The following is a 21,321-nucleotide window of genomic DNA, read 5'->3' on the forward strand; positions in this document are numbered from 1 at the left end:
ACCGCCTCGCGGCCCGGCGAACGCCCGCACGCGGATGCGCCTACGCCTCGGCTCCGCGCAGCGCCCGCACCCGTGCCTCCAGCTGCTGCGCCGTGACCTCCGGATCGCTGACGGGAGCCTCCGCCACCACCGCGACCCGGGCGCGGAAGCGTCGCGGCACGCGCATGCGCCCGAGCCTGGAATCGCGCCGGCTCCACATGCTCGACCACATCCCGCGCAGCGCCATCGGCACCACCGGGACCGGCCGGCCCGCGTCGGCCGCGCGCTGCAGGATCCGCTCCACGCCCGACTTGAACGGCGCGATGTCGCCGTCCTTCGTCAGCGCGCCCTCGGGAAAGATGCCGACGATCTCGCCCTCGGCCAGGGCGGCGTCGATCGCGTCGAACGCGCGCTGCATCAGCGCCGGATCCTCGCGCGCGCCGGCGATCGGGATCGCGCGCGCGGTGCGGAAGATCCAGCGCATCACCGGCACGTTGAAGATGCGGTGGTACATCACGAAGCGCACCGGGCGCGGGATGGTGGCGGCCAGGATCAGCGCGTCCATGTAGCTGACGTGGTTGCACACCAGCAGGGCCGGGCCCTCGTCAGGCACGTGCTTCTCGATGCCGTGCAGTTCCAGCCGGTAGAGCGCGCGCACCATCAGCCAGCTGACGAAGCGCATGAAGAATTCCGGCACGATGCTGAAGATCCAGAGCGCGACCAGGGCGTTGGCGATCGCCAGGGCCAGGAACAGCTGCGGGATCGACCAGCCGAGGAAGCGCTGCAGCGCGATCCCGATGACCGCCGCGGCGACGATGAACGCCGCGTTCTGGATGTTCATGCCGGCGATCACCCGCGCCAGCTCGGCGCGCGGCGTGCGGCTCTGGATCAGCGCGAACAGCGGCACCACGAAGAAGCCGGTGAACAGCCCGATGCCGGTGAGATCCAGGATGATCCGCCAGCTGCCGGGCGCGGCCACGAACTGCGTCACCGACAATCCGGCCGCCAGCGCCTCGCCCGGCCGCGCGAAGTACAGGTCCAGCATGAACGCGCTGACGCCGAACGCGCCCAGCGGCACCAGGCCGATCTCGACCGTGCGCCCGGACAGCTTCTCGCACAGCAGCGAACCGGCACCGACGCCGATCGAGAACAGCGCCAGCGCGAAAATGTACAGCGCCTGGGTGCCGCCGAGGTTGGTTTCGGCGTACATCGGCAGCTGCGCGGTGAGCACCGTGCCGATGAACCAGAACCAGGACACGCCGAGCACCGCGTTGCGCACCGCGGGCTGGCGACGGGTGAGCTTCCAGATGCGCAGGGATTCGCGCAGCACGTTCCAGCTCACGCGCAGCCCCGGCTCGCCCGCATCCACGCGCGGGATGCGGCGGGCGACCAGGTTGCCGGCGATTGCCAGCACGACGATCGACACCGCGGCCACGTACGGACCGGCCGCGCCGGCGAGCAGGAAGATCGAACCGCCGAAGATCATGCCCAGCAGGATCGAGATCGAGGTGCCCATCTCGACCAGGCCGTTGCCGCCGGTCAGTTCCTCCGGCCGCAGCACCGAGGGCAGGATCGAGTACTTCACCGGCCCGAACAGGGTCGACTGCAGGCCGGTGCAGAACAGCGCCACCAGCAGCAGCGGCATGTTCTGCAGCACGAAGCCGACCGCGGCCAGCGACATGATCGCGATCTCCATCGCCGTGGTGATCACGATCAGGCGCTGCTTCTCGAGCTTCTCCGCGATCTGCCCGGCGGTGGCCGAGAACAGGAAGTAGGGCAGGATGAAGATCGCCGGCGCCAGCTGGGTGTACAGCGCGCGGGTGTCGGCGGCCAGCGTGCCGGCGAGCGCCATCGCGCCGAGCAGGCCGATGATCGCCTGCCGGTACACGTTGTCGTTGAACGCGCCCAGCGCCTGGACGGTGAAGTAGGGCAGGAAACGGCGCTGGCGCAGCAGGTCGAACTGCGAATGGTGGTCGGTGACGGGTGGCTCGGGGACGTGCGCCATGCGGCCTCCAGCGGGACGCGGCGAGTGTAGCCGCTGCCGCGGGCGCGGCGTCACCGTGCTGCCCGGGTCGCGCGATGCGAACCCGAGAGGTGCGTGCACGTGCACTCGCGCCCGGTGCGGTTGTGCTGCGACGCGCCAAGCCGCTGGCGCATGCGACGCCGCGCACGCGAAGGGCCCCGCGCGACGTCCGGGCCGGACGCACCGTTCCGCCCGCCGCGGTTTCCGCGATGCAGGCGATTGCTAGAGTGCCTGCAGGCCTTCGGCCGCCAGGAGTCGCGCCATGACCACCCCGCTGATGCCCGCCGCCTTCCTCGGCCACGGCAGCCCGATGAACGCGCTCGAGCGCAATCGCTACACCAATGCCTGGCGCGCGTTCGGCGCGGCGGTGCCGCGTCCGCGCGCGATCCTGGCGGTGTCCGCGCACTGGTACACGAACGTGCTGGCGGTCACCGCGATGCCGCGCCCGCGCACGATCCACGACTTCTTCGGCTTCCCGCAGGCGCTGTTCGACGTGCAGTACCCGGCGCCCGGCCTGCCGGACCTGGTGGAGGAGGTGGCCGACCTGGCGCAGCCCGACCGGGTCGGCGCCGATGTCGACAGCTGGGGCATCGACCACGGCACCTGGTCGGTCCTGGTGCACGCGTTCCCCGACGCCGACATCCCGGTGGTGCAGCTGTCGATCGACACCCGCAGGCCGGTCGACTGGCATCTCGCCCTGGGCGCGAAGCTCGCCGCGCTGCGCGAGCGCGGCGTGCTGGTGCTGGGCAGCGGCAACGTGGTCCACAACCTGCGCGCGATCGACTGGCAGCGGCCCGACGGCGCGTTCGACTGGTCGCGCCGCTTCGACGAACGCGCGCGCGAACTGATGCTCGAGCGCCCGCACGAGGTGCCGTCGCTGCAGTCGCACCCGGACTACCGGCTGGCGGTGCCCACGCCCGACCATTTCCTGCCGCTGCTCTACATCGCCGGGCTGGCGGCGGCCGCGGGCCGGCCCGCGGACACGCTGGTCGACGGCTATGCCTACGGTTCTCTGTCGATGACCTCGTACACGCTCGACGCGCGCTGCCCCGGCGGCGCGGGCGTCGGCGAGGGCGCCGCGCCGATCGACAGCCGCCTGCCGCCCGAAGACGCCAACGTCTGATCCGTCCCACATCGATGCAGGACCCTGCATGAGCCACCTGTTCTCCCCGCTCGACCTCGGCCCGCTGCGGCTGCCCAATCGCATCGTGGTCGCGCCGATGTGTCAGTACTCCTCGATCGACGGCCAGGGCAGCGACTGGCACACGCAGCACTGGACGAGCCTGGCGCTGTCCGGCGCGGGCCTGGTGATCGCCGAAGCCACCGCGGTCGAGCCGCGCGGGCGGATCAGCTGGGCCGACCTCGGGCTCTGGGACGAGGCCACCGAAGCGGCGTTCGCGCGCGCGCTGGCCACCGTGCGGCGCTGGACGCCGGCGCGCATGGGCGTGCAGCTCGCGCATGCGGGGCGCAAGGCATCCACGCATCGCCCGTGGGACCACGGCGGCGCGCCGATCGCGCCCGGACAGACTCACGGCTGGCAGACCGTCGCGCCCTCGGCGCTGCCCTACGACGACGGCCAGCCGCGGCCCGAGGCGCTGGAGGTCGCCGGCATCGACGCGATCGTCGCGGCCTTCGCCGCCAGCGCGCGCCGCGCCGCGCGGCTGGGGCTGGACGTGGTGGAGCTGCACGCCGCGCACGGATACCTGCTGCACCAGTTCCTCTCGCCGCTGTCGAACCATCGCACCGATGCCTACGGCGGCAGCCTCGACCACCGCATGCGCCTGGTGCTGCGCGTGTTCGACGCGGTGGCGGCGGAACTGCCGGCGTCGATGGCGCTGGGCGTGCGCATCTCGGCCACCGACTGGGTCGAGGGCGGCTGGGACCTGGCGCAAAGCGTGTCGCTGGCGAAGGCGCTGGATGCGCGCGGCTGCCACTACCTGCACGTGAGCAGCGGCGGCCTGCATCCGGCGCAGCGGATCGCCGCGGGCCCGGGCTACCAGGTCCCGTTCGCGGAGGCGATCCGGCGCGAGGTCGCGATGCCGGTGGTCGCGGTGGGCCTGATCACCGAGCCGCGGCAGGCCGAGGCGATCCTCGCCGAAGGCCGCGCCGACGCGGTCGCATTGGCGCGGGCGATGCTGTACGACCCGCGCTGGCCGTGGCACGCGGCCGCGGCGCTCGGCGGCCGGGTCGCGGCGCCGCCGCAGTACCTGCGCAGCGCGCCGCGGGGCAGCGCCGACACCCTGGTCGCGGCGACAGGGACCGCCGGCTGACGGCTCAGTCGGTGCCGCGCTCGCGCGCGATCGCGCGCCAGCCGATGTCGCTGCGGTGGAAAGCGTTGGCCCAGTGGATGCGGTCCACGCCGGCATACGCCGCGCGCTGCGCATCGGCAACCGTATCGCCAAGCGCGGTCACGCACAGCACGCGCCCGCCGGCGCTGACCACGCGCCCCGCCGCATCCAGCGCGGTGCCGGCATGGAATACCTTGGCCTCGATCGGCACGGCGTCGAGGCCTTCGATGACGTCGCCGGTGATCGGCGTCTCCGGATACGGCCGGGCCGCCATCACCACGCCCAGCGACGGGCGCGGGTTCCATTCGGCCCGGGTCCGGTGCAACTGGCCCCCGAGCGCCGCCTCGACCAGGTCCAGCAGGTCGGACTGCAGACGTAGCAGGACCGGCTGCGTCTCCGGATCGCCGAAACGCACGTTGAACTCGATCACCTTCGGCGCGCCGGTCCGGTCGATCATCAGGCCGGCGTAGAGGAAGCCGGTGAAGGGCACGCCGTCGGCGGCCATGCCCGCGACGGTGGGCTCCACCACCTCGCGCATCACCCGCGCGTGCACCTCGGGCGTGACCACCGGCGCCGGCGAATACGCGCCCATGCCGCCGGTGTTCGGGCCGGTGTCGCCGTCGCCGACGCGCTTGTGGTCCTGCGAGGTGGCCATCGGCAGCGCGGTGGTGCCGTCGACCATGCTGATGAAGCTGGCCTCCTCGCCTTCCAGATATTCCTCGATCACCACGCGCGCACCGGCATCGCCGAACGCGTTGCCCGACAGCATGTCGCGCACCGCGGCCTCGGCCTCGTCCAGCGTCATCGCCACGATCACGCCCTTGCCGGCGGCCAGGCCGTCGGCCTTGACCACGATCGGCGCGCCCTTCGCGCGCACGTAGGCGAGCGCCGCGTCGACGTCGGTATGCACTTCGTAGAACGCGGTCGGGATGCCGTGCCGGTGCAGGAAATCCTTCGCGAAGGCCTTGCTGCCCTCCAGCTGCGCGGCGGCGGCGGTAGGCCCGAAGATGCGCAGCCCGGCGGCGCGGAAGCGGTCGACGATGCCCGCCACCAGCGGCACTTCCGGGCCGACCACCGTGACGCCGACGCGCTCGTCGCGCGCCAGCTTCAGCAGGCCGTGGAGGTCGGCGACGCTCACCGGCATGTTGCGACATTTGTGTTCCCGCGCCGTCCCCGCATTTCCCGGCGCGACGATCACCTCGTCCACGCGCGGCGACTGCGCGAGCTTCCACGCGAGCGCGTGTTCGCGGCCGCCGGATCCGATGACGAGCACTTTCATGACGAAGAATCCTTGCAGGAGAGCGCCAGCCGGCGCGCGCGGAGGCTGTCGAGCACGACGGCGATCAGGGTGAGCACGGTGAGCGGGATGACGACGTAGGTCATGGCGAAGCGGAAATCGGCGAGCGCGGAATGGCTCGCGGCGGCGAGCAGCAGGTAGGCGGTGTAGGCGACGTAGTAGCCGACGAACACCGCGCCCTCCCAGCGCTGGATGCAATGGCCGGTGAAGAAGATCGGCAGGCACGCGAGCGCGACCGCCGTCATCACGGGCAGGTCGAAGCGCAGCGCCACCGCGCTCACCGGCACGCCGTCGGCGGCGATCAGCGCGGTCGCGCCCAGCACCAGCAGCAGGTTGAAGATGCAGCTGCCGACGATGTTGCCGACCGCCAGGTCGCGCTCGCCGCGCAGCGCGGCCAGCACCGAAGTCGCGATCTCCGGCAGCGAGGTGCCGATCGCCACCACGGTCAGGCCGATGACCAGCTCGCTCAGGCCAAGCGCGGTCGCCATCTCCGTCGCGGCGCGCACCAGCAGCCGCGCCCCGAGCACCAGCATCGCCAGGCCGACGGCCATCAGCGCGCACTGGCGCAGCAGGCCCGTCTTCGACGAACCCTGCCCGCCGAGCGCGGGATTGTCCGGCACGTGTTCGGGGTTGCGCCGCGCCAGCCGCACCAGGAACAGGATGTAGCCGATGGCGCAGGCCAGCAGCGCCCCTCCTTCCCAGCGCGCGATGCGTCCATCCGCGGCCATCAGCAGGCACAGCAGCGAGGCGCCGACCATGATCGGCACGTCCAGCCACACCAGCTGGCGCTGCACCACCAGCGGCGTTACCAGCGCCACCAGCCCCAGCACCAGCAGCACGTTGGCGATGTTGCTGCCGACCACGTTGCCCAGCGCGAGGTCGGGCGAGCCGGACAGGGCGCCGCCGACGCTGATTGCCAGTTCCGGCGCGCTGGTGCCGATCGAGACCACCGTCAGGCCGACGATGATCGGCGCCAGGCCGAGTGCCAGCGCCAGGCGCGAGGCGCCGCGCACCAGGGCCTCGGCCCCGAGCAGCAGCAGCCCGAGGCCGGCGATGAACAGCAGTGCAAGTGTCATCGCCGGATTCCTGCGGTCAGTGGCGGAAGTGGCGCACGTCGGTGAAGACCATGGCGATGCCGTGCTCGTCGGCCGCGGCGATCACCTCGGCATCGCGCATCGAGCCGCCGGGCTGGATCACGGCCTTGATCCCCGCTTCGGCGGCGGCGTCGATGCCGTCCCGGAACGGGAAGAAGGCGTCGCTGGCCATGACCGAACCTTCGACCACCAGGTTCGCGTCGGCCGCCTTGATGCCGGCGATGCGCGCCGAATACACGCGGCTCATCTGCCCGGCGCCGACGCCGATGGTGCGATGGTCCTTCGCGTAGACGATGGCGTTGGACTTGACGAACTTGGCCACCTTCCACGCGAACAGCAGGTCGGTGAACTGCGCCTCGGTCGGCGCCAGCCTGGTCACCACCTTCAGCTCGTCGCGGGTGACCACGCGGTCGTCGGCGGTCTGCATCAGCATGCCGGATCCCACGCGCTTGGTATCGATGAAGCCGCGGGATGCCGGCGCCAGCGGAATCCGCAGCACGCGCACGTTGGCCTTCCTCGACGCGTACGCGAGCGCCTCGGGCGCGTAGTCCGGCGCCAGCAGCACCTCGACGAACTGGCGGTCGAGGATGACCTTCGCCGTGGCCGCGTCCAGGGTGCGGTTGAAGGCGATGATGCCGCCGAAGGCGCTGGTGGGGTCGGTGGCGTAGGCCAGTTCGTAGGCATCGCCGCAGGCCGCGCCGACCGCCACGCCGCAGGGATTGGCGTGCTTGACGATCACGCACGCGGGCGCATCGAACTGGCGCACGCACTCCCAGGCCGCATCGGCATCGGCGATGTTGTTGTAGCTCAGCGCCTTGCCCTGCAGCTGCTCGAACGTGGCCAGCGAGCCGGGCGCCGGGTGCAGGTCGCGGTAGAACGCGGCCTGCTGGTGCGGGTTTTCGCCGTAGCGCAGGTCCATGAGCTTGACGAAGCTGCCGTTGGCCTGCGCGGAGAAGGCGCCGCGCACGGGCACGTCGCGCGAGGCATCGGTGATGGCCGACAGGTAGTTGCTGATCGCCGCGTCGTACTGGGCGACGCGGTTGAACGCGGCCACCGACAGCGCGAAACGCGTGCCTGCCGAGAGCGCGCCGTCGTGCGCATCCAGCTCCGCCAGCAGCGAGGCGTACTGCGCCGGATCGGTCGCCACCGCCACGCGCGCGAAGTTCTTGGCCGCCGAGCGCAGCATCGCCGGGCCGCCGATGTCGATGTTCTCGACCGCGTCGGCCAGCGTGCAGTCGGCGCGCGCGGTGACCTGTTCGAACGGGTAGAGGTTGAGCACCAGCAGGTCGATCGCCTCGATGCCGTGCTCGGCCATCACCGCCTCGTCCACGCCCGCGCGGCCGAGCAGGCCGCCGTGCACCACCGGGTGCAGGGTCTTGACCCGGCCGTCCATCATCTCCGGGAAGCCGGTGGCCTCGGCCACGTCGCGCACCGCCAGGCCGGCCTCGCGCAGCGCCTTCGCGGTGCCGCCGGTCGACAGCAATTCCACGCCGCGCGCGGCCAGGGCGCGCGCCAGGTCGATCAGGCCGCTCTTGTCGGAGACGGACAGCAGCGCTCGGCGCACGGGCAGGAGGTCGGAAGTCATCGGCGCTCGCGGCGGAAAACGGGGCGAAATTATAGCCGCCGCGCGCCCGGGCCCGGTCAGGCGATGCCGTACTCGCGAAGTTTCTTGCGCAACGTTGCGCGATGGATGCCCAGCATGGTGGCCGCGCGGCTCTGGTTGCCGTCGCAGTGCTCGAGCACTTCCAGGAACAGCGGGATCTCCAGCTCGCGCAGCGCGATCTGGTAGAGGTTCTCGGCATCGCTGCCGTTGAGGTCGCCCAGGTAGCGCCGGATCGAATTGGCGACGTGGTCGCGCAGTGGCGCACGCGGCGCGCTGCGGGCGTTGCTGTCGACGTGTTCGGGGACGTTCAATGGCGGCTCGTGCGACCTGGGCGATGCGGCGCGGCCGGCCATCGCGGGCGGTCGAGTCTAGCGCCATGCGGTCGCAGCCGACAATGCGAATTCGACCAATGGCGCAGGCGGCGATGCGTTCAGGCGCGCGGCGCGTCCGCGCGGCCGGCGGCGAGGATCAGTCGCCGAACCCGAACGCGTACGACACCGTGGCCGTCGATGGCTCGCGGATGTCCAGCTGGATGTCCGCCGACTGTCCCGCCGCCAGCAGCGCGGGCGCGTCGCTGCCCAGATACTCCTCGGCCCGGAACGCGCGCGCGGCCACCGCGCGCCCGTCCACGTCCGAGAGCGTGAGCACCAGTGGCGGCCACGCCTGCGCCCAGCGCGCGTCGTTGCGGAACGTGGCCCGGACGCGCAACGCATCGGGTACCTGCGGGTGCGGACGGACCTCGCGCGAGACCAGGGTGAACGCGGATGGATCGCGCCACGGCGGCAGGCTGCAGCCGAACACGCCGCAGGCGGCGGCGACCAGCGGGCGCCAGCGCGCGTCCGCGGCCAGGCGCGCGCGGTCGGCGAGCAGCATCTGCAGCGCGAGCATCGCCAGCAGTCCCGCGACTGCCGCGATGCGCCAGGCGCGGCGACGCGGCGCGACGGTGCGGCCGTCGGACGCCCGGCCGCCGAGGAAGCCCGGACCCGGGGCGGGTGTCGCAGTCTCCGGCGCCGGCGCGGCGTCCTGCGGGGACGCGCCCGGTCCGCGAGCCGGTGCGGCGTCCTGTGCCGGCATGTCCGCGGCGCGTCCGGCGACGGCAGCCGAGGTCGCGGCGTCGATCGGCGCGGGTGCCGGCGGCGTGGACGCATCGGGCGCTGGTGCCGGGTCCTCGCTGCCGCCGCGCGGCGCGCCTGCCGCGTCGGCCGCGGGTGGGACGGGCGCCGGGTCGGTCGGTGCAGCCGCACCGGACTTCGCCTGTGCGGTGGCGCGCAGGCCGGACTGCGCTGGCGCTGACGCGGTGGTCGCCAGCGCGGCCGGCACCGCCGCGCGCGGTTCGGGCGCAGGCGACGCAGGCGCAGGCGCGGGTACGGATGCTGGCGCTGGTGTGGGGGCGGGTGCGGGGGCGGACGCAGCGGGCGGCGCATCCACCCGCGGTGCGACCCTGGGCTGCAGCCGCGCGGCGACATCGGGCGTGAGCGGCGCCGCGGCTTCCGACCGCGGCGCGGACGCGGGGGCGCCGGTGGCGTTTCCGGACGGCGGCCGCGCGGGCGCGGCCGATGCGACGTCCGCTGCGGCCGGCGGCGGACCCGCCTCGCTCCGGCGCAGCACGCCGGCGCAGCGCGGACAGCGCTCCGGCGGCAGGTCGGTGGCCGGGTCGGTCGCGACCAGCGCGTGGCAGTGCCGGCAGTTGATGAACATGGCGCTATTCAAGCATGCGCCCGCACGGCGACGCCGTGCGCCGGATCACTTCCGGATGCCGTCGATCCGCACCCAGTCGCCTTCGATGGCGACCGCCAGCGCATCGAACCATTCGCCGTAGCGCGCCAGCAGCGCGTCCTGCTGGCCGTCGAGGATGCCCGACAGCGCGATGCGCCCGCCCGGTGCGGTGCGCGCAGCCAGCGTGGGCGCCAGCGTATCGAGCGCGGTGGCGAGGATGTTGGCCACCACCACCGGCCACGGGCCGGCCGGGGCCTCGTCCGGCGCCCAGGCACGCAGGCGCGCGTCGACGCCGTTGCGCGCCGCATTGTCGCGCGAGGCCTGCAGTGCCTGGGGATCGTTGTCGACGGCATCGGCACGTGCCGCGCCCAGCGCCAGCGCGCCGAGCGCCAGGATGCCGCTGCCGCAGCCGAAATCGAGCACGGCCGCGTCGCGCAGCCGGCCCTCGGCGGCCAGACCGTCGAGCCACCGCAGGCACAGCGCGGTGGTCGGGTGGGTGCCCGAACCGAACGCCAGCCCGGGATCGAGCCGCACCACCGCGGCGCCCGGCTGCTGCGCCTCGTCGGGCAGCGCGTGATCCCAGGGCACGATCCAGGTGCGCGCGCCGAAGCGCAGCGGCACGTACTGGTCCATCCATGCGCGCTCCCAGTCCTGGTCGGCGACCTGGCGGAAGCTGGCGCCGGACCAGTCGAGCGCCGGGTCGAACGCGTCGAGCGCGGCGAGCAGCAGCAGGGCGTCGGCGTCGTGCGGGAACAGCGCGCTGAGCGAGACCTCGTCCCACAGCGGCGTCTCGCCGACGCCGGGCTCGAGGATCGCGTGCTCGTCGCTGGTGCCGGCGTCGGCGTCGAGCAGGGTCACCGCCAGCGCGCCGACGTCTTCCAGCGCATGCTCGCGGCGCGGCTGTTCGGCCTGGCGGCAGCGGATGGTGAGTTCGAGGAACGGCATCGCCACAGTCTAGCGCCGGCGGCGGCGGGCACTGCTTCGCGCGGCGGACCTCGAGCGCGGTCGAGGAAAGCAGCATCGCGGGCCGGTTGATCCCGTTTTGACCCGCCAGGCGTCACAATGGCGGTCCGAATCCCCCGACCCGAATGGAGATCGCCGTGGCCTTCACCCTCCCCAAGCTGTCGTACGCCTACGACGCGCTCGAGCCGCACATCGACGCGCGGACGATGGAAATCCACCACACCAAGCACCACCAGACCTACATCAACAACGCCAACGCCGCGCTGGAAGGCACCCAGTGGGCCGACAAGTCCGCCGAGGAGATCATCGCCAACCTCGATGCGCTGCCGGAAGACAAGCGCACCGCGCTGCGCAACAACGCCGGCGGGCACGCCAACCACTCGCTGTTCTGGACGGTGATGTCGCCCAAGGGCGGCGGCCAGCCGACCGGCGACGTGGCCGCGCGCATCGACAGCGACCTGGGCGGGTTCGACGCGTTCAAGGAAGCCTTCACCAAGGCCGCACTGACCCGGTTCGGCAGCGGCTGGGCGTGGCTGGTGTCCGACGCGTCGGGCAAGCTTTCGATCGAGAGCAGCGCGAACCAGGACAGCCCCCTGATGAAGGGGATCGGCTCGGGCAACACCCCGATCCTGGGACTCGACGTCTGGGAACACGCCTACTACCTGAAGTACCAGAACCGCCGCCCGGAGTACATCGACGCGTTCTACAACGTGGTCGACTGGAACGAGGTCGCGCGCCGCTACGGCGAGGCCACCAAGGGCTGAGTCCTGCCTGCACAGGTCACCGCATTCCGGCCGCACACGCGGCCGGAATCGTTTCGGGGGCGGGGCTGCCGGCACCGCACACGTGGTTCGCCAAGGAGCGCCCGGCCGTCCTTCTGCCGGCCGTGGCCAGGCATCGCGCAGGCGCGCCCGGCCTGTCGCCGCCCCCCCGGACACGCCCGGGTTGCCGCGGGCCGCGCGCCCGGGCCACCATGCGGTCGTCCCCGCTTCCGGTTCCGCCATGGACATCGCAGACCGTCGCATCGCCACCGTCCACTTCACCCTGCACGACGAACAGGGCCAGACCCTGGTCTCCACCCACGGCCACGCGCCGCTGGTGTACATGCACGGCACCGGCAGCATCATGCCGGGCCTGGAGCAGGCGCTGGCCGGCAAGTCGCCGGGCGACACCTTCCGGGTGACGATCGCGCCGGAGCAGGGATTCGGTCCGCGCCACGACGCCCTGGTGCAGACCATTCCGCGCGCGCGGCTGCAGGCGTCGGCGCCGCCGACGGTGGGCGCGAAGCTGAGCGCGCAGACCGCGCGCGGGCCGCTGGACGTGGTGGTGACGGCGGTCGACGAGGGCCACGTGACGGTGGACGGCAACCATCCGCTGGCCGGGCGCACGGTCGATGCGCTGGTGGAAGTGGTGGACGTGCGACTGGCGACGCCCGAGGAACAGCAGTTCGGGCTCGCCTGAACGCGGGCCACGCCGCCGGCGCCCGCCGCGGGCGCAGGGCCTAGAATGGCGCCATGCCCGCGCCGACGTCCTCCTTCGCCAACCAGCTGCTGATCGCCCTGCCGACCCTGGCCGATCCCGGCTTCGCGCGCGCGGTCGCGCTGATCTGCCAGCACGACGACGAGGGCGCGATGGGCGTGGTGGTCAACCGCGCGTCCGACTACACCCTGGGCGAAGTGCTGCGGCAGATGGACATCGCCTGCGACGACCAGGCGGTGCTCGACCAGCGCGTGCTTGCCGGCGGCCCGGTACACCCCGAACGCGGCTTCGTGGTCCACGACGGCGACCACGGCTGGGACTCCACCCTGGCGGTCGCCGACGGGCTGTGGGTCACCACCTCGCGCGACATCCTCGAGGCCATCGCCCGCGGCGACGGTCCCGAGCATGCCACCGTGGCGCTGGGCTGCGCGGGCTGGGGCGCGGGCCAGCTCGAGTTCGAGCTGACCGAGAACAGCTGGCTGACCGCGCCGGTGCGGCCGGAGATCCTGTTCTCGCTGCCGCTCGACCAGCGCTGGCAGGCGGCCGCGGGCGAGATCGGCGTCGACCTCATGCGCATCGCGGGGCACGTGGGCCACGCATGAGCGCGCAGGGGATGCGCGTCGACGGCACCGTGCTCGGGTTCGATGTCGGCGCGCGCCGGATCGGCGTCGCGGTCGGCAGCCCGTACGGGCACGGCGCGCGCGCGCTGGCGGTGATCGACGTGCACGGCGACCAGGTGGACTGGGCGGCGATCGATCGCGTGCACCGCGAGTGGCGCCCGGACGGCCTGGTGGTCGGCGACCCGATGACGCTCGATGGCGGCGACCAGCCGATCCGCGCGCGCGCGCGCGCCTTCGCCACCGAACTGCAGGTGCGCTACCGGCTGCCGGTGGCGATGGTGGACGAGCGCAGCAGTTCGGTCGAGGCGGCCCAGCGCTTCGCCCTTGATCGCGCCGAGGGCCGGCGCCGGCGCCGGGATGCGGTGGCGCTGGACGCGGTCGCCGCGGCGGTCATCGTGGAACGCTGGTTCGCTGCGCCCGGCGACGCGACCGTGCTGCCGCCGCCGGCCTGACCGATGGCGGCGATCCGTCGACTTGCCGGACAATAGCCGCCATGACCGCACAGACCGACACCGAAGGCCGCCTCGTCCACCTGCTGACGCTACAGGGCCTGCCGCGTGCGGCGCTGGACGCGCTGCTCGACCGCGCCCAGCGCTTCGCCGAGGGCGCCGACGCGCGCGCATCGCTGGCCGGCACCGCGGTGTGCACCCTGTTCTTCGAGCCCTCCACCCGCACCCGGCTGAGCTTCCAGCGCGCCGCGCAGCGGCTGGGCGCCGACATCCTGGGCTTCGATGCCGCCACGTCCTCGACCACCAAGGGCGAAAGCGCGCGCGATACGTTGAAGAACATCGAGGCGATGGGCGTGCGCGGGTTCATCGTGCGCCACGTCGGCGACGGCGCCGTGGCCGAGCTCGCCGCCGCGGCGGAGGCCGGCACCGCGCTGGTCAATGCCGGCGACGGCCGCAGCGCGCATCCCACCCAGGGCCTGCTGGACATGCTGACCCTGCGTCAGGCGCTGGGCGCGGACTTCTCCGGGCGCCGGTTCCTGATCGTGGGCGACGTGAAGCATTCGCGCGTGGCGCGTTCGGACCTGCATGCGCTGCGCACGCTCGGCGCCGGCCACATTCGCGTCTGCGGGCCGGCGTCCCTGTTGCCCGAAGACGGCACGCTCGACGGCTGCGAGGTGACCCACGACCTGGACGCCGCGATGGAGGGCGTCGACGCGGTGATGATGCTGCGCCTGCAGCGCGAGCGCATGGAGGAGGGGCTGGTGGCCTCGCTCGAGGACTACCACCGCGACTACGGACTGGACACCGCACGCCTGCGCCGCGCGCGGCCGGATGCGGTGGTGCTGCATCCGGGGCCGATGAATCGCGGTGTGGAGATCACCGATGCCGTGGCCGATGGCCCGCAGTCGCTGATCCTGCGCCAGGTGGCCAACGGCGTGGCGGTGCGCATGGCGGTGCTCGAGGCGCTGCTCGCCGGGCGCTGAGCGCGCGCCCGCCGGCGCGCGCCGGGCGCTACTGCTGGCGGAACGCGTTCGTGCGCCGCTGCGCGAACAGCCAGTCCCAGAGCTCAGGTGTCGCGTAGGCCGGATCCCAGCTGTTGTGGTTGGCGTCGGGGAACTCGGTGTAGCGCGCGTCGCGCGCGCCCGCGGCACGGAACGCGGCCTCCAGCCGGCGCGAATACTCCGGCGGCACCAGGTCGTCCTTCGCGCCATGGAACATCCACACCGGCATCCCGTGCAGGCGTTGCGCCACGGCCGCGTAGGGATCGGCCTCGTCGGCCACCACCGTCACCGCCATCGTCGTGCGCCGCGGATGCACCAGGCCGCCGCACACCGGCACCACCGCGGCGAAGCGGTACGACTGCCGCAGCGCCAGTTCCCACGCGCCGTAGCCGCCCATCGACAGGCCGGTCAGGTAGGTGCGGTCCGGATCGCCGCCGAACTCGCGCGTGGCGGCGTCGAGCTGGGCGAAGGTGACGTCGACCACCTGGTTCCATTCGCCGTCCTCCGGCACCTGCGGGAACACCACGATCGCCGGGAACGTGTCGGCCTGGCGGCGCACCTGCGGGCCGAGGCCGACCGCGACCTGGCGCTGGTTGTCGGCGCCGCGCTCGCCCGAGCCGTGCAGGAACAGGATCACCGGCGCCTTGCCGGCCGCCGCCGCGCGCGCCGGCACGAACACCTGGTAGCGGTGCACCTGGCCGTCCATGCGCAGCTCGCGTTCGACGAACTCGCCGCGCTCGGGACGCTCCGGCGCCGAGGTGCAGCCTGCGACCAGCGTCGCCATCACCAGTGCCAGTCCGAAGGGAATCCGCATGTCGAGCCTCCTGTCTTCATCGAAGCGTGTGCCGGCCGGCAGGCCGTTCCACGGGTGCCGGCGCCGCCGTGCATCGTGCCGCCTGCCGGATTGCATCGGCGTGACGACGGGCGCATGCGCCGCACTCAGTGCAGCAGGATGGCCGTTGCCAGGCCGAGGAAGCTGAAGAAACCCATGACATCGGTGACCGCGGTGACGACCACCGTGCCGGCGACCGCCGGGTCGACGTGCATGCGCTTGAGCAGCAGGGGCAGCAGCACGCCGGCCAGCGCCGCGGAGCAGAAGTTGATCACCAGCGCCGCCGCGATCACCAGCGACAACGGCCATGATCCGAACCACGCCAGCGCCACCACGCCCACCAGCCCGCCGATCAGCAGGCCGTTGATCAGCGCCACGCGCAGTTCCTTCCACAGCAGGATCGAGGCGTTGCTCGCGCCCACCTGGCCCAGGGCGATGCCGCGCACCATCAGGGTCAGCACCTGCACCGCGGCGTTGCCGCCGATGCCGGCCACGATCGGCATCAGCACCGCCAGCGCCACGATCTGCTCGATGGTGGCGTCGAACTGCCCGATCACGCCGGCGGCCAGGAAGGCGGTGAGCAGGTTGATGCCCAGCCATACCACGCGCCCGCGCACCGCGCGCCGGATCGGCGAGAACAGGTCCTCGTCCTCGTCCAGGCCCGCCGCGCCCAGCGCCTGGTGCTCGGCCTGCTCGCGGATGATGTCGACCACGTCGTCCACCGTGATCCGGCCCAGCAGCACGTTGCCGTCGTCTACCACGGGCGCGGAGACCCAGTCGTTGTCCGAGAACTGGCGCGCGACCTCATCGGCCGAGGCGTCGACGTGCAAGGATTCGAGCTCGTCGTCGATCAGCTGGTTGATCGGCGTGCCGGGCTCGCGCGTCACCAGGTCCTGCAACGCGACCCAGCCGATCAGCTGGTGGCGGCGGTTGACCACGTACAGGTGGTCGGTGTGGTCGGGCAGCTCGCCGCGCAGGCGCAGGAAACGCAGCACGACGTCGACCGTGGTGTCGGCGCGCACCGTCACCACGTCCGGGTTCATCAGGCGCCCGGCGGTGTCCTCGGGATAGGACAGCACCTGCTCCAGGCGTTCGCGGTTGTCGCGGTCCATCGAGCGCAGCAGCTCGTCGATCACCGCATCGGGCAGGTCCTCGACCAGGTCGGCGAGGTCGTCGATGTCGAGTTCGGAGGCGGCGGCGACCAGTTCGTCCTGGTCCATGTCCGCGATGAGGCTCTCGCGTACCTCGTCGCCGACGTGCACCAGCACTTCGCCGTCGTCCTCCGGATCGACCAGACCCCACACGATCATGCGCTTGTCGGGCGGGAGCGATTCGAGCAGGTTGCCGATCTCGGCCGGCGCCAGGGTGTTGACCAGCCGGCGCACGGGGCCCAGGCGGCCGCTGTCGAGCGCGTCGGACAGCAGTCGCAGCTGGCGCGCGGTCTTGTCGTGGCGGACGGCTTCGGCCATGCGCGGCGGCTCCGTGGGCGGGGGTGTGCCGCGCCGGGAGACGCGGCCGATCAGGCGTTCATGCGCGCATTATCGCCCGCGTCCCCCCGGTTGCCCAGCCTGGGCCGGCGATTCCGCAGGATGCCGTGGTCCACACGCGTCCGTGCGCCCGGCAGGGCCGCGCTCAGGCCGGCGCGGCGCGGGCGCGCAGCCAGCGTTCGATCGCGTCGCGGTCGCGGCAGCGCAGCAGCGCCGGCGCGGCCGCGCGCAGGGCGTCCAGGCGCTGCGCGCGGATGGCGCGGCGCACCTCGAGCAGGGTCGCCGGGTGCAGGCTGAACTCCTCCAGTCCCAGGGCGAGCAGCAGCGGGGTCAGGGCGGCGTCGCCGGCCATCTCGCCGCAGACCGCGACCGCCTTGCCGCGCGCGCGCGCGGTGCGGATCACGTTGCGCAGCAGCAGCAGCATGGCCGGATGCAGCGGCGAATACAGTTCGCCGAGCGCGTCGTTGCCGCGGTCGGCGGCGAGCAGGTACTGGGTCAGATCGTTGGTGCCGACCGAGATGAAGTCCACCAGTCCGATGAACGTGGGCAGCGCGATCGCCGCCGCCGGCACCTCGATCATCGCCCCCAACGGCACGTGCTCGGCGATCTCGTGGCCTTCGCTGCGCAACTCGCGCGCGACCTCGCGCAGCAACGCGGCCACCGCCAGCACCTCCTCGCGGCCGCTGACCATCGGCACCAGCACCCGCAGCGGCCCGTAGCCCGACGCACGCAGCATCGCGCGCAGCTGGGTCCGGAACACGTCCCTGCGCGCCAGCGACAGCCGCACGCCGCGCAGGCCCAGCGCCGGGTTGGGTTCGTCGGCCAGCGCCAGGCCGGTGCGGTCGGCCTTGTCGGCGCCGATGTCCATGGTGCGGATCGTCACCGCGCGCCCGGTCATGCCCAGCACCACGTCGCGATAGGCGCGGAACTGCTCCTCCTCGTCGGGCAGCTCGCTGCGCTGCAGGAACAGGAACTCGGTGCGGTACAGGCCCACGCCGGCGGCGCCGAGCGCATGCGCGCCGGTGACGTCCTCGCGCGACTCGGCGTTGGCCCAGAGCTTGATGTCGACCCCGTCCAGCGTGCGCGAGGGCTCGCGCCGCAGCCTGTGCAGCTGCTTGCGCTCGCGCTTCTCGTCGCGCAGGCGGGCGCGGTAGTCGCGCAGGTCGGCGGCGCTGGGCTCGACCACGATCTCGCCGCTGCTGCCGTCCACGACCAGCACGTCGCCGTCGTTGACCTGGTGCAGCACCTGCGGCGCGCCCACCACCAGCGGCAGGTGCAGGCTGCGGGCCAGGATCGCGCTGTGCGAGAGCGCGCTGCCACCGGCGGTGACCACCGCCAGCACGCCCTGCGCCTGCAGCTGGCTCAGCTCGGCCGGGGCGATCGCGTCGGTGACCAGGATCTCGCCGGCGACGCCCTGCAGGTCGGCCTCGCGCTTGTGCAGCATCGCGTGCACGCGGCCGATGACGTGGTCGATGTCCTCGACCCGGCTGCGGAAGTAGGGATCGTCCATGCCCTCGAACACGGCCGCCAGCCGGTCGCGCTGCAGGCGCAGGGCGTAGTCGGCGCCGTACCGGCCCTTGCGCACCAGGTCGTCCAGCCCCTGCAGCAATTCGGGGTCGTCCAACAGCAGGGTGTGCAGGTCGAGGAACTCGCCGACCTCGTGCGCCAACGCGCCGTGCAGGCGCGTGCGCATGTTGCGCATCTCCACCCGCACCGCGTCGATCGCGGTGTGCAGTCGCCGAAGTTCTGCCTCGACCGCGTCCGCCGAGACGTGTTCCTCGGCGACTTCGAGCGCGTGCGGGAGCCGGATCCGGGCGCGGCCGAGGGCGCTGCCCCGCGACGCGCCATGCCCGGCGAACGCGTGCCGCACTCAGCTTCCCTCGTCGAATTTTCGTTCGAACAGCGCGGCCGCGGCGTCCATCGCGGCGTCCTCGTCCTCGCCCTCCAGGCGCAGCAGCACGGTGGTGCCGTGGCCGGCGGCGAGCAGCATCACCCCCATGATGCTCTTGGCGTTGACCTCGCGGCCCTTGGCGACGAGGGTGGCGTTGCTACGGAAGGCCGAGAGCACCTGCACCAGCTTGGCGGTGGCGCGCGCATGCAGGCCGAGCTTGTTGGCGATGAGCAGTTCGCGTTCGATCATCGTCGGCCTCAGGCGTCGTCGAGGATCACCCCGTTGCGCGCACCTGCGGCGGCGACGGCGGGGAGCTCCTCCAGGGGGAGTTCAGCATAATTCATCACCCGCAGCAGCATCGGCAAGTTCAACGCCGCCACGCGGCGTGATGGCGTGCCCAGTCTCGACAGCCGGGCGGCCAGGTTGCTCGGCGTGGCGCCGTAGAGGTCGGTGAGGATCAGCACGCCGTCGCCGCCGTCGGCGCGACGCATCGCGGCGCTCGCCTGCGGCAGCAGGGCGTCGGGATCCGCGTCGAACGGAACCTCGAACGCTTCCAGCCGCAGCGGCAGGTTGCCGCGCAGCATGCCGGTGGTGACCGCGACCAGTGCGGTGCCGATGCCCGTGTGGGTGAGAAGGAGGATGCCGACGGCCATGGCGCCAACTTAGCAGACGCCGGTGACCGCCCGGTAGCGCGCGACGCGGGACGATGCGTGCCGGCGCGCGGCCTCAGTCGAGCTCGCGGTGGAAGGTGGCGACCTCGGTCCAGCCGCGGTCGCGCGCGTGCTCGGCCAGGATTTCGGCCAGGTACACCGAGCGGTGGCGTCCGCCGCTGCAGCCGAAGGCCACGGTGACGTAGCTGCGGGTGCCCGACTGCATCCGCGGCAGCCAGGTATCGAGGAAAGCCGAGACCTGGGCGACGTATTCGTTGACCTCGTCGCGCGCCTCCAGGTAGGCACGCACCGCCGCATCGCGCCCGGACAGCGGCTTCAGGCGCGGATCCCAGTGCGGGTTGGGCAGGCTGCGCGCGTCGAACACGAAGTCGGCATCGGCCGGCAGTCCGCGGCGGTAGGCGAAGGACTCGAACAGCAGCGACAGCGACGAATCCTGGCTCAGCCCCAGTTCGGTGATCACGCGGTGGCGCAGCTGGTGCACGTTGAGGTCGCTGGTGTCGACCACCACGTCGGCCAGCGCGCGCAACGACTTGAGCGCCTGGCGTTCAAGCGCGATGGCATCGGCCAGCGCCAGCCCGAGGTGGGTCAGCGGATGGCGGCGCCGGGTCTCGGCGTAGCGCTTGAGCAGGGTGGCGTCGGCGGCGTCGAAGAACACCAGCTTGGGCTCCAGCCCCATCGCGCCCAGCGCCGACAGCCACTCGGGCAGGTTGGCCAGGTCGCCGCGGTTGCGCATGTCGATCCCGACCGCCAGCTTCTGCTCGGCGCGCTCGGGGTGCGTGGCCGCGCGCACGAACTCGGGCAGCAGTTCCGCCGGCAGATTGTCGACGCAGTAGAAGCCCAGGTCCTCGAAGGTGTTGAGGGCGACCGTCTTGCCGCCGCCGGACATGCCGGTGACGATCAGCAGCGATGTCGGCGCCCGCGCGCCGGCCTCGTCCTCCGCCAGCTGCGTGGGCGTGTTCACGGCAGCACCGGCTCCTCGCCGCTTTCGAGGAAGTGGGAGTGGCGGGCCAGGAACGCCGCCGCCGGATCGATGCCCTTGGCGCGCAGGATGTGGGTGCGGGTGGCGGCTTCGGTCAGCACCGCCAGGTTGCGGCCGGGCATCACCGGCAGGGTGATCATCGGCACGTCCAGGTCCAGCACGCGGCGCAGGCCGAGGTCGCCGGTCAGGCGCACCATGCCGTCCTCGTGCAGGGTGGGCTCGGCGTTGGGCCGGCTCAGGTGCACGATCAGGCGCAGGTACTTGTTCCGCTTCACCGCGGTGTCGCCGAACATCTGGCGGATGTTGAGCACGCCCAGGCCGCGCAGCTCCAGCAGGTCCTGCAGCAGGTCGGGGCAGGTGCCGTCGAGCACGTCGGGGGCGATCTGGGTGAACTCCGGCGCGTCGTCGGCGACCAGGCGGTGGCCGCGGGTGATCAGTTCCAGCGCCAGCTCGCTCTTGCCCGACCCCGATTCGCCGGTGATCAGCACGCCGATCGAGTAGACCTCCATGAACACGCCGTGCAGCGTGACCCGCGGCGCCAGTGCGCGCGCCAGGTGGTACTGCAGGTGGTTGAGCAGCTCGTGGCCGCGCTTGGGCGAGGTCCACAGCGGGGTCTGGGTCTCTTCCGCTGCGCGGCGCAGGTCCTCCGGGCAGGGCTGGTTCTTGCTGATCACCAGCGCCAGCGGCCGGTACTGGATCATGCGCTCGATGGTTTCCCAGCGCAGGCGCGAGTCCAGCCCGTCCAGCCAGTGCAGTTCCTCGGTTCCGAGGATCTGCACCTTGTTGGGATAGATGATGTTGAGGTAGCCGGCCAGCGACGGCCGGCGGGCGTTGGTCTCGACCGACTCGAGCACCCGAGTCTGGCCCGGCTGGCCGGCCAGCCAGCGCAGCCCGAGCCGTTCGTGCTGCTGCTCGAACAGGTCCAGGGCGGTCAGGCGCTGGTTCACGG

The 21,321-nt window shown here is 72.5% G+C and carries 22 protein-coding genes; 8 read left to right on the plus strand and 14 right to left on the minus strand.

The genetic code is table 11. From position 1 onward, the window contains the following. Positions 1 to 40: 40 nt before the first annotated feature. Positions 41 to 1,984: an MFS transporter gene (locus QFW80_RS11490; RefSeq protein WP_280602097.1), complete on the minus strand. Its 1,944-nt coding sequence runs from the start codon at positions 1,982 to 1,984 to the stop codon at positions 41 to 43. Between the two features lie 280 nt (positions 1,985 to 2,264). Here QFW80_RS11490 and ygiD point away from each other — a divergent pair, with 280 nt between their 5' ends. Together ygiD and QFW80_RS11500 are read left to right on the plus strand one after the other, a co-directional pair. Next, entirely contained in the window at positions 2,265 to 3,125 is an 861-nt protein-coding gene (gene ygiD / locus QFW80_RS11495; RefSeq protein WP_280602098.1) for a 4,5-DOPA-extradiol-dioxygenase, read from the plus strand. Between the two features lie 28 nt (positions 3,126 to 3,153). Beyond that, positions 3,154 to 4,272 (plus strand): NADH:flavin oxidoreductase/NADH oxidase, encoded by a 1,119-nt coding sequence (locus QFW80_RS11500; protein WP_280602099.1) that lies wholly within the window; start codon positions 3,154 to 3,156, stop codon positions 4,270 to 4,272. Positions 4,273 to 4,276: 4 nt separating this feature from the next. On the opposite strand, the gene purD is transcribed toward QFW80_RS11500, so the two are convergent. The 5 genes from purD to QFW80_RS11525 all read right to left on the minus strand — a co-directional run bounded on the left by purD (position 4,277) and on the right by QFW80_RS11525 (position 9,358). Then, on the minus strand, positions 4,277 to 5,569 hold the full coding sequence (gene purD / locus QFW80_RS11505) for a phosphoribosylamine--glycine ligase (RefSeq protein ID WP_280602100.1): 1,293 nt from the start codon (positions 5,567 to 5,569) through the stop codon (positions 4,277 to 4,279). Next, a complete protein-coding gene (locus QFW80_RS11510; protein ID WP_280602101.1) occupies positions 5,566 to 6,663 on the minus strand; it encodes a calcium/sodium antiporter in 1,098 nt (365 codons plus the stop codon). The genes purD and QFW80_RS11510 overlap by 4 nt, the downstream gene beginning before the upstream one ends. 16 nt (positions 6,664 to 6,679) lie before the next feature. Further along, positions 6,680 to 8,266, minus strand: a complete 1,587-nt coding sequence (purH, locus tag QFW80_RS11515; protein WP_280602102.1) for a bifunctional phosphoribosylaminoimidazolecarboxamide formyltransferase/IMP cyclohydrolase — start codon at positions 8,264 to 8,266, stop codon at positions 6,680 to 6,682. 56 nt (positions 8,267 to 8,322) lie between these two features. Continuing rightward, positions 8,323 to 8,595: a DNA-binding transcriptional regulator Fis gene (gene fis, locus QFW80_RS11520; RefSeq protein WP_280602103.1), complete on the minus strand. Its 273-nt coding sequence runs from the start codon at positions 8,593 to 8,595 to the stop codon at positions 8,323 to 8,325. Positions 8,596 to 8,752: 157 nt separating this feature from the next. Continuing rightward, positions 8,753 to 9,358 (minus strand): DUF3426 domain-containing protein, encoded by a 606-nt coding sequence (locus QFW80_RS11525; RefSeq protein WP_280602104.1) that lies wholly within the window; start codon positions 9,356 to 9,358, stop codon positions 8,753 to 8,755. Between QFW80_RS11525 and QFW80_RS11530 the strand changes: the two genes are divergently transcribed. Next, a complete protein-coding gene (locus QFW80_RS11530; RefSeq protein WP_280602105.1) occupies positions 9,357 to 10,103 on the plus strand; it encodes a hypothetical protein in 747 nt (248 codons plus the stop codon). The two genes, QFW80_RS11525 and QFW80_RS11530, sit on opposite strands and share 2 nt — an antisense overlap. Here the strand turns inward: QFW80_RS11530 and prmA are convergent. After that, positions 10,028 to 10,945, minus strand: a complete 918-nt coding sequence (prmA, locus tag QFW80_RS11535) for a 50S ribosomal protein L11 methyltransferase (RefSeq protein WP_280602106.1) — start codon at positions 10,943 to 10,945, stop codon at positions 10,028 to 10,030. The two genes, QFW80_RS11530 and prmA, sit on opposite strands and share 76 nt — an antisense overlap. 155 nt (positions 10,946 to 11,100) lie before the next feature. On the opposite strand from prmA, the gene QFW80_RS11540 reads away from it, so the two are divergent. From QFW80_RS11540 to QFW80_RS11560, 5 genes are all read left to right on the plus strand, one after another. After that, positions 11,101 to 11,727 carry a superoxide dismutase gene (locus QFW80_RS11540; RefSeq protein ID WP_280602107.1) on the plus strand — a complete coding sequence of 209 codons (627 nt, stop codon included), beginning with the start codon at positions 11,101 to 11,103 and terminating at the stop codon, positions 11,725 to 11,727. A 238-nt stretch (positions 11,728 to 11,965) separates the two neighbouring features. Further along, entirely contained in the window at positions 11,966 to 12,424 is a 459-nt protein-coding gene (locus QFW80_RS11545; RefSeq protein WP_280602108.1) for an FKBP-type peptidyl-prolyl cis-trans isomerase, read from the plus strand. A 53-nt stretch (positions 12,425 to 12,477) separates the two neighbouring features. Next, positions 12,478 to 13,044: a YqgE/AlgH family protein gene (locus QFW80_RS11550; protein ID WP_280602109.1), complete on the plus strand. Its 567-nt coding sequence runs from the start codon at positions 12,478 to 12,480 to the stop codon at positions 13,042 to 13,044. Then, positions 13,041 to 13,514, plus strand: coding sequence for a Holliday junction resolvase RuvX (ruvX, locus tag QFW80_RS11555; protein WP_280602110.1), 474 nt, complete (start codon positions 13,041 to 13,043; stop codon positions 13,512 to 13,514). Before QFW80_RS11550 ends, ruvX begins: the two co-directional genes overlap by 4 nt. 41 nt (positions 13,515 to 13,555) lie before the next feature. After that, positions 13,556 to 14,494, plus strand: coding sequence for an aspartate carbamoyltransferase catalytic subunit (locus QFW80_RS11560; RefSeq protein ID WP_280602111.1), 939 nt, complete (start codon positions 13,556 to 13,558; stop codon positions 14,492 to 14,494). Between the two features lie 28 nt (positions 14,495 to 14,522). Here the strand turns inward: QFW80_RS11560 and QFW80_RS11565 are convergent, their stop codons facing one another. From QFW80_RS11565 to hprK, 7 genes are all read right to left on the minus strand, one after another. Then, positions 14,523 to 15,326 (minus strand): carboxylesterase family protein, encoded by an 804-nt coding sequence (locus QFW80_RS11565; RefSeq protein ID WP_280602112.1) that lies wholly within the window; start codon positions 15,324 to 15,326, stop codon positions 14,523 to 14,525. A gap of 125 nt (positions 15,327 to 15,451) precedes the next feature. Further along, positions 15,452 to 16,813, minus strand: a complete 1,362-nt coding sequence (gene mgtE / locus QFW80_RS11570; protein ID WP_280602113.1) for a magnesium transporter — start codon at positions 16,811 to 16,813, stop codon at positions 15,452 to 15,454. Positions 16,814 to 16,976: 163 nt separating this feature from the next. Then, complete coding sequence (gene ptsP / locus QFW80_RS11575; RefSeq protein WP_280602114.1) at positions 16,977 to 18,701, minus strand: phosphoenolpyruvate--protein phosphotransferase; 1,725 nt, start codon at positions 18,699 to 18,701, stop codon at positions 16,977 to 16,979. After that, complete coding sequence (locus QFW80_RS11580) at positions 18,702 to 18,971, minus strand: HPr family phosphocarrier protein (RefSeq protein ID WP_280602115.1); 270 nt, start codon at positions 18,969 to 18,971, stop codon at positions 18,702 to 18,704. It abuts the gene before it with no gap. 8 nt (positions 18,972 to 18,979) lie between these two features. Beyond that, positions 18,980 to 19,375, minus strand: coding sequence for a PTS sugar transporter subunit IIA (locus QFW80_RS11585; RefSeq protein WP_280602116.1), 396 nt, complete (start codon positions 19,373 to 19,375; stop codon positions 18,980 to 18,982). 73 nt (positions 19,376 to 19,448) lie between these two features. After that, positions 19,449 to 20,294 carry an RNase adapter RapZ gene (gene rapZ / locus QFW80_RS11590; RefSeq protein ID WP_280602227.1) on the minus strand — a complete coding sequence of 282 codons (846 nt, stop codon included), beginning with the start codon at positions 20,292 to 20,294 and terminating at the stop codon, positions 19,449 to 19,451. A gap of 56 nt (positions 20,295 to 20,350) precedes the next feature. Next, positions 20,351 to 21,319, minus strand: coding sequence for an HPr(Ser) kinase/phosphatase (gene hprK, locus QFW80_RS11595; RefSeq protein WP_280602117.1), 969 nt, complete (start codon positions 21,317 to 21,319; stop codon positions 20,351 to 20,353). Positions 21,320 to 21,321 lie beyond the last annotated feature (2 nt).

The organism is Luteimonas rhizosphaericola (assembly GCF_029888045.1).
Taxonomy (GTDB): Bacteria; Pseudomonadota; Gammaproteobacteria; order Xanthomonadales; family Xanthomonadaceae; genus Luteimonas; species Luteimonas rhizosphaericola.

What these genes read in the sequence shown, in the direction of transcription:
- QFW80_RS11490 (WP_280602097.1), bottom strand. Translation starts at nt 1,984, where the DNA reads ATGGCGCACGTCCCCGAGCCACCCGTCACCGACCACCATTCGCAGTTC.
- ygiD (WP_280602098.1), top strand. Translation starts at nt 2,265, where the DNA reads ATGACCACCCCGCTGATGCCCGCCGCCTTCCTCGGCCACGGCAGCCCG.
- QFW80_RS11500 (WP_280602099.1), top strand. Translation starts at nt 3,154, where the DNA reads ATGAGCCACCTGTTCTCCCCGCTCGACCTCGGCCCGCTGCGGCTGCCC.
- purD (WP_280602100.1), bottom strand. Translation starts at nt 5,569, where the DNA reads ATGAAAGTGCTCGTCATCGGATCCGGCGGCCGCGAACACGCGCTCGCG.
- QFW80_RS11510 (WP_280602101.1), bottom strand. Translation starts at nt 6,663, where the DNA reads ATGACACTTGCACTGCTGTTCATCGCCGGCCTCGGGCTGCTGCTGCTC.
- purH (WP_280602102.1), bottom strand. Translation starts at nt 8,266, where the DNA reads ATGACTTCCGACCTCCTGCCCGTGCGCCGAGCGCTGCTGTCCGTCTCC.
- QFW80_RS11530 (WP_280602105.1), top strand. Translation starts at nt 9,357, where the DNA reads ATGTCCGCGGCGCGTCCGGCGACGGCAGCCGAGGTCGCGGCGTCGATC.
- QFW80_RS11525 (WP_280602104.1), bottom strand. Translation starts at nt 9,358, where the DNA reads ATGCCGGCACAGGACGCCGCACCGGCTCGCGGACCGGGCGCGTCCCCG.
- prmA (WP_280602106.1), bottom strand. Translation starts at nt 10,945, where the DNA reads ATGCCGTTCCTCGAACTCACCATCCGCTGCCGCCAGGCCGAACAGCCG.
- QFW80_RS11545 (WP_280602108.1), top strand. Translation starts at nt 11,966, where the DNA reads ATGGACATCGCAGACCGTCGCATCGCCACCGTCCACTTCACCCTGCAC.
- QFW80_RS11550 (WP_280602109.1), top strand. Translation starts at nt 12,478, where the DNA reads ATGCCCGCGCCGACGTCCTCCTTCGCCAACCAGCTGCTGATCGCCCTG.
- ruvX (WP_280602110.1), top strand. Translation starts at nt 13,041, where the DNA reads ATGAGCGCGCAGGGGATGCGCGTCGACGGCACCGTGCTCGGGTTCGAT.
- QFW80_RS11560 (WP_280602111.1), top strand. Translation starts at nt 13,556, where the DNA reads ATGACCGCACAGACCGACACCGAAGGCCGCCTCGTCCACCTGCTGACG.
- QFW80_RS11565 (WP_280602112.1), bottom strand. Translation starts at nt 15,326, where the DNA reads ATGCGGATTCCCTTCGGACTGGCACTGGTGATGGCGACGCTGGTCGCA.
- mgtE (WP_280602113.1), bottom strand. Translation starts at nt 16,813, where the DNA reads ATGGCCGAAGCCGTCCGCCACGACAAGACCGCGCGCCAGCTGCGACTG.
- QFW80_RS11580 (WP_280602115.1), bottom strand. Translation starts at nt 18,971, where the DNA reads ATGATCGAACGCGAACTGCTCATCGCCAACAAGCTCGGCCTGCATGCG.
- QFW80_RS11585 (WP_280602116.1), bottom strand. Translation starts at nt 19,375, where the DNA reads ATGGCCGTCGGCATCCTCCTTCTCACCCACACGGGCATCGGCACCGCA.